Raw genomic sequence first — 12,151 nt, forward strand, 5'->3', positions numbered from 1 at the left:
AATCCGGAGACATTCTATGAGTCAAATCAAGGCACAGATGGCCGGCAACATCTGGAAGGTGAATATCCAGGTGGGTCAGTCAATCGACTTCGGAGACGAGGTGATCATCATGGAGTCCATGAAGATGGAGATCCCCGTTGAAGCGGACGATGCCGGTGTCGTGAAGGAAATACGGGTGGCCGAAGGCGATACCGTAGACGAAGGCGATGTCCTCATCATCCTCGAATAATCCATGGGGGCGCTGCAATGAAGATTGCAAGTTACATGCACCAAGGGCGCGCGTCCTACGGGATCGTCCTCGATGATCACGTAGTGGACGCCGGTCACAACCTGGCGTCCAAGTATCCCGACCTCAGGTCGGTACTCAGCTCGCCGTCTGGGATCGACGAGCTTTGGGGCGCGAAGGATGCGCCTCGCCTTGCACTGGACAATGTCCAGTGGCTTCCTCCGATTCCCAATCCTGACAAGGTGCTGTGTGTCGGGCTCAATTACAGCAAGCACATTGAGGAAACCGGAAGAGAGATCCCGAAACATCCGACGCTGTTCACACGCTTCGCAAGCGCTCAGGTGGGGCACGGTTGCCCATTGACCTGCCCTGCAGCTTCCATAGCCTTTGATTTTGAGGGTGAACTTGCGGTGGTGATTGGGAAATCAGGACGCCACATTAAGGCCGAGGATGCGTTTGATCACATCGCAGGCTATAGCGTTTTCAATGATGGTTCCGTTCGCGACTGGCAGCGCCACACGCTCCAGTTCACTGCAGGAAAAAACTTCGTTGGATCGGGAAGCTTCGGCCCGTGGATCGTTACGACCGATGAGGTTCCAGATGTAAATGCGCTCGAGCTGATTACTCGACTCAATGGTGTCGAAATGCAGCGCTCTGGCATTGACGATCTGCTGTTCAAAATACCTGACCTGATTGCCTATATCTCCACGTTCACAGAGTTGCTGCCTGGCGATGTGATCGCGACGGGGACACCTGGCGGTGTGGGTGCATTTCGAGAACCCCCTCTCTGGATGAAGGCAGGCGATGTGGTGGAAGTCGAGATTCATGGCATTGCGACACTGACCAACCCGGTCATCAACGAACCCTAGCAACCAGTTCAGCGTGGGGCCAATGGCCCCCGTTTGCAGTCCACGACAAAAACAATACAGGACACTGAAATGGAACCCACTACTGACACCTCTCAGTGGGCGCAAGCTGACGCGCGCACTCTCTCTACTCAGAAAATGCTCTTTCGCAAGATCACCCTCAGAGTCATGCCGCTTGTATTCATCGCCTATGTGTTCGCGTTTCTCGACAGGGTGAACATCGGCTATGCCAAATTGCAGATGGCTCCCGAACTCGGTCTCACCGATAGCCAGTATGGTCTGGCCGCAGGCATCTTTTTCATCGGCTACGCCTTATTCGAGATCCCCAGCAACATTCTGCTGGACAAGATCGGGGCGCGAAAGACGATGACCCGCATCATGATTCTCTGGGGCATCACCTCTGCGATGACGATGTTCGTCAGCACAGCCCAACAACTCTACATCCTTCGCTTTTTTCTCGGAGTCTTCGAGGCTGGGTTCTTCCCGGGGGTGATCCTCTATCTCAGTTACTGGTACCCCAGCTACCTGCGCGGCCGCGCCACCGCAACGATCATGATTGCTACCCTGGTTGCGCCGATTCTCGGCGGCCCCATCTCGGCACTGATCATGCAGCACTTTCACCACGTGGGAGGTTGGTCGGGATGGCAGTGGTTGTTCCTGCTTGAGGCACTCCCGATCATCGTGATAGGCGTCGTGTGCTTCTTCCTGTTGTGTGACCGCCCTTCCCAAGCTCAATGGCTCTCTCCAGATGAGCAGGCGCTCCATAAGGAGGTCATGGATAGAGATTTGAAAGCTGCCGATGCTCATACCTCACACCAGGACAAGGATGCACTCCTCACGGCTTTCCTGGATCCGCGGGTTTACGTGCTGGCGTTTCTGTATTTCAGCAGCGCTTTAGGTACCTACACCTTCAACTTCTGGTTGCCCACAACCATCCAAAAAATGGGCGTCACCGACCTCACTCACATCGCACTCTACGCAATGTTCCCTTTCACCTGCGCAGCACTGGGCATGTTCCTTGTAGGCAGGAGTTCCGATTTGCGCCGGGAGCGCCGCTGGCATTACACGCTCAGCATTCTGTTTGGCGCGCTGATGATGTCCCTGTCGACATTCGCCGGTGACTCTCTGCTGCTTTCTCTGCTGCTGTTGGGTGCCGCAGCGTTCGGCTTCAGTGGAGCGATCATCGTCTGCTGGGCGATTCCCTCTACCTATCTCAGAGGAAAAGCAGCGCCAGCCGGCATCGCCTTAGTGAGCAGCCTGGGTGTGACGTGCGGTTTCGTGGGCCCTGCGCTGATCGGCTTCGTGCGTGACCTTACCGGGAAAGATCACGCGGGCCTTTATGTTATCAGCGCAATCATGGTTATCGCGGCCCTCGTGATGCTGTTCCTTACGCCCAAACGAGCACTACATGTAGGCAGCTCGGGAGAGTTAGACAGTATCCATGGCACCGGTTTGTCCGTTAGCCAAAAATAAGGGCCTGGCACATCAGGCCAGCACTCGGGCCAGTTTCCTTTCAATGACAAAACGCCTGGCATGAGGCCAGGCGTTGGACGTGAGAAACTCCACGGTGACGATGATGCCCCCGAGAATCAGGGGCACATCACACACTCAACCTACCGGCGGTAAGCTGGATAATCAACATAGCCTTCGGCGTCTCCGCCGTAGAAGGTGTCGCGATCTGCCGGTGTCAGCGGCCAACCATTTTCAAGCCGGGCGACGAGGTCTGGGTTGCTGATGAAGGTGTGCCCGAAGCCAGCAAGATCGATCAGCCCTTCTTCGATCAATTCTTCTGCGCGCTGACGGTTCAAACCACCGGCCAGGATAAGAGCGGTCTTCCCAAGGATGGACTTGATTTGCTTCAGCAAAGGAAACAAGCCGCCGCTGGACGCGCCTTGGACACCCCGATCAATCCGCTCAAAGCTGTTTTGATTCATTACGTGCACGTAGGCGAGATTGCGCTCGGCTATCTCTTTGGAGAGCGCCAGGTACGTCTCATCTATCTCGTCATACAGCGGCATGTCGAACAATTGCCCGTATGGAGAAATCCGGATGCCTACACGGTTTGCACCGATACGCTTGACGACGGCATCGATCACCTCAACGGTGAAGCGGATGCGATTCTCAAGAGTGTCAGCGGCGTATTTGTCGGTTCGATCATTGACCTTCGGGTTCAAGAACTGCTCATGAAGGTAACCATTCGCTCCGTGAATCTCGACGCCATCGAAGCCTGCCTCGACAGCGTTGGCGGCTGCTTGCGCGAAGTCTTCAACGATTCGCTCGACTTCTGCGGTAGTCAGTTGGCGCGGAGCCGGAGGCGCGACACGATCAGGCTCACCGTTTTCGTTGTACGCGTACGCCGTAGAATCTTTAGGCAGTTTGGAACTGGCGCTCACTGGCAGCTTTCCGCCCTCTTGAATCGAAGGGTGAGAGATGCGGCCGACGTGCCAGAGTTGGGCGAAGATGTGGCCACCCACGGCATGCACCGAGTCCGTCACCAGCTTCCATCCGCTGATTTGGGCGCCGCTGTGGATACCAGGGTTGAACAGATAGCCGCGGCCTTCTTTGGAGATCGATGTCCCCTCGCTCACGATCAGGCCAGCAGTTGCACGTTGGGTGTAATACAGCGCGGTGAGCGAATCCGCTACGTCATTTGTCGCCCTGGAGCGAGTCATGGGAGCCATGACGATCCGGTTTTTGAGAGTGATCCCCGCGAGATCAAAAGGCTTAAACAGGTCTGTCATAGCAAAACTCTTGGTAGGTGAATTCGAGAGCGTCCAAGTCCTAACATTCGAGACTGAGCTGCGAAAAACCAAGGACGGCAGTAAGACCATCCTAGGCAGCCAAGATTGATGCTGCAACAGCCATAATCCGCAAAATTAAATTGTCGTTTCCGCAATTTTTAGATGTGCATATGGGGTTTCACTCTCAAAGGCAGTTGGGTATGGTGCGCCAAACCAATAGCCCCTCAGTAGGACTCTCATGCAGCTAAAAGCCCTACGTTACTTCCTCATGGTCTCGGCGACGGGCAGCTTTCTAGCCACTGCCAGGCACTTCGAGGTCTCTGCGTCATCGGTCTCCCGGTTTATTGCTGCCTTGGAGAAAGACTTGGGGCGTCAGCTGTTCTATCGCAGCACGCGAGCAGTGAAACTCACCGAGGAAGGCGAAAGGTTCTACGTCCAGGCACAGGAAGCGATTGGGATGCTGGACGATGCAGCTGCAGAGCTGACGCAGGGTGATATCGGGATCAAGGGTTTGGTCAGGATCAACGCTCCAGTGGCGCTAGGAAGGCTTCATATAGCGCCATTACTTTCGCGGCTTCAGTCCAAGTTCCCAGAGCTGACAGTAGAGCTGACGCTGACCGATGCCCTTGTAGACCCGGTGCAGGAAGGCGCGGATATTACTGTGCGCGTGGGCCGCGTAGTTGATTCCGGCTTGATAGGTCGGGTCGTGAGTGGGCATCGCTTCCTTCTCGCGGCGAGTCCCGAATACCTCTCCAACCACCCCGCCATTGAGAAACCTCAAGACCTACTACAGCACAGTTGCCTGCTCTACAAAGGTCATCAGGGCGCCCAGCGCTGGTACTTCAAACCTGTACCACAAGAGCCGTTCAAGACACTGGATGTACGTGGGCCTGTGCGCAGTAACAACGCTGAAGTATTGGTAGCGGCCGCGCTCGCTGGCCAGGGAATCGTCTTGTTCCCAAGCTGGCTGTTCAACCCGGAGAGCTTCAAGGCCGGAAGCCTCATCAAGCTTCTGCCTGAGTGGGAGCTTTCAGCGTCGATGGAAGAGATGTACGTCCAGCTGCTCTCGCCTGAGAACCGGCTGCGGTCAAGAAAAGTGAGGGAAGTGTCTTCATTCCTGCTGGAGCAGATCGGCTCCCCTCCTTACTGGGAAAATGTTTAGCGCCCCCTGGATCACCCCGACGATGTGGTCACGCGGATTTGACCTCCCAAGGCTGCTCCGGCACGAAGCGTTCGGCCAGCAAATCGACGACGTGCCGAACCTTGGGAGACAGCAACTGATTACGTTGCCAGACAGCGTGGATCGGGAAGCCTACCGTCCGTACATCTGGTAGCACCACAGCAAGCCTTCCGGCTTTCAGATGCTCATTGACAAGCCAGTCTGCGATCAGGGCAATGCCAAACCCGGCCAACGTTGCGACCAGGATTGCGCCACTGTCGTTAAGCCCGATACGCCCACGTATAGCCAATGAGTGGCTATGGCCGCCTTCATCCAAAAAGTGCCATGAACGAGATTGACCTCCGCTTCCGAATGTAATGCAGGCGTGGGAGTGCAGCTCGTCCAGGGTTTGCGGCTGGCCGTGGCGTTCCAAATACTCAGGGGTGGCACAGAGCACGGCCCGCTGCACACCTAGAGGCTTGGCAATCAAGGTCGCACTGTCATGCAATGGGCCAATGCGAATGGCAAGGTCGACGCCCTCCTCGACCAGATCTACGAGTCGATCTGTCAAGTTGATGTCCAGTTCGAGCGCGGGATGGCGTTGCGCAATCTCGAGCAGTGCAGGCAACACCCATTTTTTTCCGAGCACCATGGGCAAGGTTACTCGCAACCGCCCGCTCAACTCCTGCTGCTGTGCCAAAAGTTGAGTTTGTGCTTGTTTGAGCTCTTTGAGCGATCGGCGGCACCCTTCGCTGAACCGAGTGCCTTCGTCGGTCAGGGTCAGGCTTCGGGTTGTACGGTGGAACAGGCGAGTTCCGAGAGTCGTCTCCAGACGGGAAATGCTCTTGGCCACGCCTGACTTACTCATGTCCAGGCGTTCAGCAGCGACTGTGAAGCTACCTGCTTCAATGACTTCGAGGAAAATGGATATCCCTCGAAACGGATCTGGTGCGTTCATTCTAAGCGCTCATTGACGAACAAGAGTCAACTCTCTTGCGATCACAGCATCCTATATCTAAACCGAAATCGTCAATAGCATATGCATATCGAGGTAACCCGCATTGGGCTACCACTGTTTAACGAGTGACAAGGAATCAATGAACGCTTCATCAACATCCAAACTACCCCTGAACGTCGAGCTTTTTCTGCTTGCGGTGTGCTCAGGCCTAGGGGTGGCAAACGTTTACTATCTCCAACCTGGTCTGCAATTGGTCAAGTCCGACCTGGGCGTAACAATTGAACAGATTGGCTGGGTACCTACGCTCACACAAATCAGCTATGCCCTTGGCATGCTCCTTCTCGCCCCACTTGGCGACGTGATTTCGCGCCGGCGCCTAATCATCATCAAATCTCTGATTTTGGTGGGTGCTCTGATCGCGACAGCGACAGCCCCAAGCCTCAATGTCCTGCTGGCAGCATGCATGGTGGTCGGACTGCTGGGGAGCGTTGGCCAAGACTTCATCCCGGTTGCCGCACAAATCGCGCCAGCTCAAACCCGTGGCCATGCCGTAGGTGTGGTCACGACGGGCCTGCTGACCGGTATTCTCCTATCCAGAACATTGGGAGGATTCGTCGCAGACAGCTTTGGCTGGCGTGAAATGCAATTCCTCGCCGCCGGACTGATGCTGGTCGTCATTCTCATCACTTCGCTGACCCTGGCTCCGACGCCTCCTCCGCTGCGCACTCCATACACTAAGCTGTTGGCCAGCCTGTGGACGTTGTGGGATGAGCATCGCCCTCTGAAGCTTGCGATGATTGTGCAGGGACTGCTTGCCGCAACACTGGGGGCGTTCTGGTCTTGTCTTGCGCTGGTACTCGCAGCTCCGCCATTCCACATGGGCGCAGCGGTTGCTGGATCCTTCGGTATAGCCGGTGCCGCAGGCGCTCTGGCTGCCCCGCTGTTTGGAAAACTGGCTGATAAACGCGGGCCTCTGATCGCGATCCGCGCCGGTTGCCTGCTGGTAATCGTCTCGTTTGTAGCGATGGCGCTGCTGCCACCGAGCCTGGCTCTACTTGGCGTAGGTGCGGTGCTGTTTGACCTGGGCGTGCAGGCGGGCCTCGTTTCTCATCAAAGCATCATCAATGGACTTGACCCTCACGCCCGCAGTCGACTGAACGGTCTCATGATGGCTGGAGCGATGGCAGGCATGGCGGTCGGAGCCGCGATCGGTACGTGGGCGTTCACGCATTATGGCGCCAGAGGCTTGTTCACTTTCGCAGCCTTCGCCGGCGTCTCGGCCCTGGCAGTGACTTATCTTCATCACGCACCAAAACGGGAACAGCGTTATGCCTAACACCATGCACGATCATCTTCTACGAACTCCTTACATCAAGCCCGAGCTCGGTGATCACGCACCGCTGACCGTTCTCTTTTCGCTGCTTTCGCGCTCTGACAGCACGCCGCTGAGCGAGCGTAGCCGCGCTGAAGGTTATGGCATAGATCACGAAGGCAATGTCATCGAGGATCCTGCTGCTGATCCGACTGCGAACGCGCTCGAGCGCAATCCCAACTTAAGCTTCGAACACTGGGGTGAATACTGGCGTAAGGTGCACGGGCCAAGGTTTGTGCATGTAGAAGAATCAGACGACAAATCTCTGGAGCGACTGCTGCGATACGATCAGCTGCATCGTTTCGCGCCGGGGCCGACCAGCTATAACGCCCCTCCGTACCGATTCCCAGTGGATGATCAAGGCAAGCTTTGGCCAACGATTGTCGGGCATGTACCGCCGTACCAGCGACCTGCGTGGGATGGTGTCGCATACCTTCATTTCGCTCGCATGGAAGACATGGGCGTGGTATTCGGCAACGAACGTATTCGGGAAAAGATTGCTCCGGAAGATCATGCGATGTTCCGAAACATCGCGCCGATTCCGGCTCGTCAGTACATCGTCCTTCCAAGTAATTCCGGGAACGAACCAATCACGCTTGTGAAGCTGCATGTGCGCAAGTCTGACACCACCCGCGAACAGTTTCAGAAGTGGTGGCTGCAGGAGCACGCTCCAGTGGTCGCTGCGCATGCAGGCGGTCTGATCAAGCGGTATGTGCAGCTTCACAGCATTGGGCCCACGCAGCGGGGAGAACCTTTCTACCATCCAGATGCGTGTCGATACGACGGCGTGAGTCTGCTCAACTTCGCCAGCCTCAACGACCTGGAAGATTTCTTGCGTAGCGATGACTACCTGACGATTTCAAAAAGTGAGCAGTTGATGGCAGATATTGACGCTGGAGAATGGTGGACTTCCATCGGCCTGACGATCGTCAATCGCATCATCTTCGAGAAAACCACGTCGCTTGATGAGTCGAGAATCCCATTCGACTTCTTCAAGAGTCTCTGACCCAGCCTTCAGGGGTGCCAGCAGTCGCTGCTCCCCTAACAGAGTTCATGCTTCCAGTCTCGCCGGCTTACCACGCATCTGCTGCGTAAGGCTGGAAGCGTGGCATCTCATGTTCCCTGACCACATGGATACCCAGGCCGAACCTCTAGCTGGCAGTCCTCTTACGGCCAGGCTTCGCCGCCTTGGGTAAGGTTGGCTCCTCCTTCTGCTCCGTGTCCCTGAACCCCATGTCTGCACTCAATTTGCGAGCAACCAGATCGAGGCAACGCGCCTTTGGCCCATCGAGCTCGGCAGTGAAGTTGGACACCGATCCGACGACGGTCAGCACGCCGGTGATGCCTCCAAATGCATTGAAGACGGGGGCGGACACGGCGTTGATGCCAGGCATGAAGAGCCCCTGTACTGAGCACATCCGTTGCGTGCGTATCTGGGCAAGCTGAGCCTCAATGTCCTTGCGGCGCAAAGCCTGGCTTTTAGGGCGTTGGCTGGCATCTTTGTCGAGCCAGTATTGAATCTCCAGATCCGGTAAGTGGGCGCCAAATACCAATCCAGTCGATGACCGGAACACGGGGAGTACCGATCCGATTTGGGTCACGACAGTCACTGACCGTGGCGCAGGCTCTACCTTGATGACGGTCGCACCTTCACTCCCCCAGACAGCCAAGAAACACGTCTCCTCGACCATGTCCCGCAGTTGGGTTAACGCAACGCCCCCGCTGCGATAAACGTCAACGCTGTTCAGGGCAGCAAGACCCACATAGAGAGCTTCTCTGCCCAAGCGATAGTGACTCGTCTGAGGATCCTGCTCGGCAAATCCACTGGCCATGAGAGCCTGCAGGTATCGATGGATTTTCGCTGCAGGCATATCGATGTGTTTAGCGAGTCCACTGAGGGATGTAGATGGGGCCAGTTGAGCGAGGCCGCGCAAAATATCTGTGCCTGTCTCCGCCGACCTCACCGTCTGCTTATTACCTGCAGATGTCGCTATTTCGTTATCCATGCACCGAAAGCTCTTCGCCAAAACGAGCTTTATATCTCGTCTCGACCCCCGCGGGCAAATTAGCATTTGCGTAACACGATTACGGATAGCAGAATATCGCGGCGGTTTTTTATCAACGCACGCTGCCGTGGGTAGGCGAAAAAAACTTGCGCCGAACCTGCGGGGGGCACTTCGATCACTCTGTATAGGCAGACCATTGCATGACGTTTGAGACCCACAAAGCACCTTTTGCTACGCAAGCCGCCCCGTTAATCGCTAGAGTCCTTCTATGCGGTTTCTATCTGATCTTCGCTGTCATCAAGCTCAACCACGTAGACCAAACCATCGCTTCAATGGCTCGACTCGGTACGCCCAGTCCTGAACTGTTTGCCTGGGTTGCCATACTGATTGAGGGGCCTCTGGCTCTGCTTTTGCTCCTCGGAGTTTTCTTCCGTCCGCTCTGCCTGCTGTTTTTTGGCTACACCATCGCGACCGGAATCATCGGCCACGCCTATTGGGCTGTGCCGCCAGAGCAATACATGGGCATGTTCACTCATTTCTATAAAAACGTAGCTATCGCGGGCGGCTTCCTTGCTCTCTACGCGATCGGGGCCGGTAGATTCTCGCTGCCTCTGAAGCGCAGCTAAAACGCGTTGCCCTCTTATGATGGCGCTCCCGGGTGAAGCGGTGGGCGAGCATCGTCTGTACCTGGAAAGCTGCAGTCAGCAACCGCCCGCAGCGCTCTCTACCCTGGCAAGAAACGAAAGTACCCAGCCCTACCCTACTTGACGGGTCTAGGGCTGTGTCGTTGCGCAGAGACGATGCCTAGGCGCAGCGCCACCCAAAAAGCGACTGCCTCCTACTCGACTACTTCCCACAAGTCGATCTACATTCCCTCCCCCATCTTGAGTATCCAAGGACGTATCCATGCTCCAAGACCGAGAGTCCCTGTCCAATCTGAAACAACAATTCCTGGAGCTGCTCGATGGCAATCATCCGGAGCAGACCTATCAAGCATTCCTTGAGCAACACACCCAATTGATCCCCCGTGAGTTCGTTCAAAACCACGGCGTGCATTTTGATCTGGTGTTTCGCAAGCTGCATCTGGCAAATGACTATGCCCCTGATTTTTTCTACATGTCCAAAAGCTCGGCAGACTGGCATCTGGTTTTAGTTGAAATCGAGAAGCCTCATTCGAAATATTTCAAGCCGAGCAGTAATGACATTCACCCAGACTTTCTTGCTGGCTTGGAGCAGATCAACAGATGGAGAGCCTGGTTCCAAACCGGGGCAAATCAAGAAGGGTTCATCAATGGAACCTTACGAGATGTACGAACCCCGATGGGATACAACAAGTGCCACATCAAGTATGTCTTAGTGCACGGCCGCAGGTCAGAGTTTGAGGGGAATAACAATCGCCGTTCACTCATTGCTACTCGTGAACAGGAGGACTTCAAGATCCTGTCCTTTGACAGTCTGGTGGAATCTTTACACACGAAGTACCCCCTCTACGTTTGCGCTCGGAAGAATGAGTATCTTGATGTATTGTCAACGAAGTTCGTCTCAGATCAGGTATTCACCTTCCTCGATCCAAGCCTGGTAAGAATCAGTGATGATTTGCGCGCTGATGTCCTCGCCAGCAAGCGGCACTGGCAGGTCAACAGTATAAAGGGCGGGTACGAGCTAGATCACAAGTTAGATCTGGTCGGTCGTCGCTGACTCCGCACCGGTACTCGCTTGTGGTTCACTTTTTCGAAGCAAAAAAAAGAGCGGCTGACGCCGCTCTAGGGGACAAAACACTGGATGTTCATAGCCGTCAAAACTTCAAGCCGTCCCAATAGCTGGCCCTGGAGAGGTTCCAGCGGTGACTTTTAACCTTGAAGCAGCGCCCAGACCTCTTGGTCACGCTCTGCAGTCCAGACGCGAGGCCAGTCGATACCTTCGTATTCATCCCATACACGCTGCACATCGAAAGGCAGGCAATGTTCGAAGATCGGCCATTGACCGTACTGTGGTTCGAGCGCCTTGTGAGTGGCTTCAAAGGCATCTTTGACAGTGCCACCGGAACGATGGGCATTGCCTACGTGTTCGAGCATGCCGTTAATGAAGGAGCGAGTCTGCTCGATCGCAGCATCAGCAGCCGCGAGACCTTTGGCAACGGGGCCGCGGCCGCCGACAACGTTCTCAGCACGGAAAGCTTTTACGTTGTCCAGAGTTTTGCCGGCCCAATCGAAGTGGAAAGCGTCGCCGGTGTACAGAGCAGCTTCTGCCTCAACCAGGTCGCCAGCAAACAGAGTCTTGCTCTTGCTGTGCCAAACAACGAGGTCGCCAGCAGTGTGGCCACGGCCCAGGAACTTGATTTCCACGGTGCCACGATCGCCGCCCAGCTCGATGGTGTAGTCGTCAGTCACGATGTTCGGAACGGTGAGACCTGGAATCTCTTCCGGGTTTTTGAACAACCGCGGCATCCGGCCGTACTCGCTGTCCCAGTCCTGCTGACCGCGCTCAGTGATGAGCTTGGCTGTGGCCGTGCTGGCCAGGATGTTTTCCGCTTCAAAAGCGCTGGCGCCCAGCACGCGAACAGCGTGGTAATGGCTCAGAATCAGGTACTTGACCGGCTTGTCAGTGTGCTGGCGCAGCTGCTCCAACCAGGTGTAAGCGGAAGCAGGCGTTGCGCGAGCGTCGAAGCAGATCAGGAAGTCTTCGCCCTCGATAGCGCCGACGTTTGGATCACCTTCGGCGGTCAAGGCGTACACGCCGTCAGCAACTACTTCCAGCGTTTCGATTTTGTCTACAGTGTCATTGGACGAGGCAAAGGCTTTAGCCATGGTTGTTCTCCTTAGA

The 12,151-nt window shown here is 55.7% G+C and carries 12 protein-coding genes; 8 read left to right on the plus strand and 4 right to left on the minus strand.

The genetic code is table 11. From position 1 onward, the window contains the following. Positions 1 to 16: 16 nt before the first annotated feature. The 3 genes from EGJ27_RS02540 to EGJ27_RS02550 all read left to right on the plus strand — a co-directional run bounded on the left by EGJ27_RS02540 (position 17) and on the right by EGJ27_RS02550 (position 2,565). Positions 17 to 229 carry an acetyl-CoA carboxylase biotin carboxyl carrier protein subunit gene (locus EGJ27_RS02540; protein ID WP_125829139.1) on the plus strand — a complete coding sequence of 71 codons (213 nt, stop codon included), beginning with the start codon at positions 17 to 19 and terminating at the stop codon, positions 227 to 229. Positions 230 to 246: 17 nt separating this feature from the next. Further along, positions 247 to 1,095 (plus strand): fumarylacetoacetate hydrolase family protein, encoded by an 849-nt coding sequence (locus tag EGJ27_RS02545; RefSeq protein WP_125829140.1) that lies wholly within the window; start codon positions 247 to 249, stop codon positions 1,093 to 1,095. Positions 1,096 to 1,164: 69 nt separating this feature from the next. Further along, complete coding sequence (locus tag EGJ27_RS02550; protein WP_125829141.1) at positions 1,165 to 2,565, plus strand: MFS transporter; 1,401 nt, start codon at positions 1,165 to 1,167, stop codon at positions 2,563 to 2,565. A gap of 140 nt (positions 2,566 to 2,705) precedes the next feature. On the opposite strand, the gene EGJ27_RS02555 is transcribed toward EGJ27_RS02550, so the two are convergent. After that, entirely contained in the window at positions 2,706 to 3,833 is a 1,128-nt protein-coding gene (locus EGJ27_RS02555) for an alkene reductase (RefSeq protein WP_125829142.1), read from the minus strand. A 238-nt stretch (positions 3,834 to 4,071) separates the two neighbouring features. Between EGJ27_RS02555 and EGJ27_RS02560 the strand changes: the two genes are divergently transcribed. Further along, on the plus strand, positions 4,072 to 4,995 hold the full coding sequence (locus EGJ27_RS02560; RefSeq protein ID WP_125829143.1) for a LysR family transcriptional regulator: 924 nt from the start codon (positions 4,072 to 4,074) through the stop codon (positions 4,993 to 4,995). Between the two features lie 28 nt (positions 4,996 to 5,023). On the opposite strand, the gene EGJ27_RS02565 is transcribed toward EGJ27_RS02560, so the two are convergent. Beyond that, positions 5,024 to 5,950: a LysR family transcriptional regulator gene (locus EGJ27_RS02565; RefSeq protein WP_125829144.1), complete on the minus strand. Its 927-nt coding sequence runs from the start codon at positions 5,948 to 5,950 to the stop codon at positions 5,024 to 5,026. A gap of 139 nt (positions 5,951 to 6,089) precedes the next feature. Here EGJ27_RS02565 and EGJ27_RS02570 point away from each other — a divergent pair, with 139 nt between their 5' ends. After that, positions 6,090 to 7,286, plus strand: coding sequence for an MFS transporter (locus EGJ27_RS02570; RefSeq protein ID WP_125829145.1), 1,197 nt, complete (start codon positions 6,090 to 6,092; stop codon positions 7,284 to 7,286). After that, the gene (locus EGJ27_RS02575) at positions 7,279 to 8,328 is read left to right on the plus strand and encodes an EthD domain-containing protein (protein ID WP_125829146.1); all 1,050 of its coding nucleotides are present in this window, start codon (positions 7,279 to 7,281) and stop codon (positions 8,326 to 8,328) included. The genes EGJ27_RS02570 and EGJ27_RS02575 overlap by 8 nt, the downstream gene beginning before the upstream one ends. A 145-nt stretch (positions 8,329 to 8,473) precedes the next feature. On the opposite strand, the gene EGJ27_RS02580 is transcribed toward EGJ27_RS02575, so the two are convergent. Beyond that, positions 8,474 to 9,328, minus strand: a complete 855-nt coding sequence (locus EGJ27_RS02580; protein ID WP_125829147.1) for an IclR family transcriptional regulator — start codon at positions 9,326 to 9,328, stop codon at positions 8,474 to 8,476. Between the two features lie 200 nt (positions 9,329 to 9,528). Between EGJ27_RS02580 and EGJ27_RS02585 the strand changes: the two genes are divergently transcribed. Next, positions 9,529 to 9,954, plus strand: coding sequence for a DoxX family protein (locus tag EGJ27_RS02585; RefSeq protein WP_125829148.1), 426 nt, complete (start codon positions 9,529 to 9,531; stop codon positions 9,952 to 9,954). A gap of 280 nt (positions 9,955 to 10,234) precedes the next feature. After that, the gene (locus EGJ27_RS02590; RefSeq protein WP_125829149.1) at positions 10,235 to 11,026 is read left to right on the plus strand and encodes a Shedu anti-phage system protein SduA domain-containing protein; all 792 of its coding nucleotides are present in this window, start codon (positions 10,235 to 10,237) and stop codon (positions 11,024 to 11,026) included. A gap of 152 nt (positions 11,027 to 11,178) precedes the next feature. Here the strand turns inward: EGJ27_RS02590 and EGJ27_RS02595 are convergent, their stop codons facing one another. Next, entirely contained in the window at positions 11,179 to 12,135 is a 957-nt protein-coding gene (locus EGJ27_RS02595; RefSeq protein WP_125829150.1) for an MBL fold metallo-hydrolase, read from the minus strand. Between the last annotated feature and the right edge of the window lie 16 nt (positions 12,136 to 12,151).

The sequence above is a fragment of the Pseudomonas sp. v388 genome (genome assembly GCF_003935425.1).
GTDB lineage: Bacteria > Pseudomonadota > Gammaproteobacteria > Pseudomonadales > Pseudomonadaceae > Aquipseudomonas.

What these genes read in the sequence shown, in the direction of transcription:
- EGJ27_RS02540 (WP_125829139.1), top strand. Translation starts at nt 17, where the DNA reads ATGAGTCAAATCAAGGCACAGATGGCCGGCAACATCTGGAAGGTGAAT.
- EGJ27_RS02545 (WP_125829140.1), top strand. Translation starts at nt 247, where the DNA reads ATGAAGATTGCAAGTTACATGCACCAAGGGCGCGCGTCCTACGGGATC.
- EGJ27_RS02550 (WP_125829141.1), top strand. Translation starts at nt 1,165, where the DNA reads ATGGAACCCACTACTGACACCTCTCAGTGGGCGCAAGCTGACGCGCGC.
- EGJ27_RS02555 (WP_125829142.1), bottom strand. Translation starts at nt 3,833, where the DNA reads ATGACAGACCTGTTTAAGCCTTTTGATCTCGCGGGGATCACTCTCAAA.
- EGJ27_RS02560 (WP_125829143.1), top strand. Translation starts at nt 4,072, where the DNA reads ATGCAGCTAAAAGCCCTACGTTACTTCCTCATGGTCTCGGCGACGGGC.
- EGJ27_RS02565 (WP_125829144.1), bottom strand. Translation starts at nt 5,950, where the DNA reads ATGAACGCACCAGATCCGTTTCGAGGGATATCCATTTTCCTCGAAGTC.
- EGJ27_RS02570 (WP_125829145.1), top strand. Translation starts at nt 6,090, where the DNA reads ATGAACGCTTCATCAACATCCAAACTACCCCTGAACGTCGAGCTTTTT.
- EGJ27_RS02575 (WP_125829146.1), top strand. Translation starts at nt 7,279, where the DNA reads ATGCCTAACACCATGCACGATCATCTTCTACGAACTCCTTACATCAAG.
- EGJ27_RS02580 (WP_125829147.1), bottom strand. Translation starts at nt 9,328, where the DNA reads ATGGATAACGAAATAGCGACATCTGCAGGTAATAAGCAGACGGTGAGG.
- EGJ27_RS02585 (WP_125829148.1), top strand. Translation starts at nt 9,529, where the DNA reads ATGACGTTTGAGACCCACAAAGCACCTTTTGCTACGCAAGCCGCCCCG.
- EGJ27_RS02590 (WP_125829149.1), top strand. Translation starts at nt 10,235, where the DNA reads ATGCTCCAAGACCGAGAGTCCCTGTCCAATCTGAAACAACAATTCCTG.
- EGJ27_RS02595 (WP_125829150.1), bottom strand. Translation starts at nt 12,135, where the DNA reads ATGGCTAAAGCCTTTGCCTCGTCCAATGACACTGTAGACAAAATCGAA.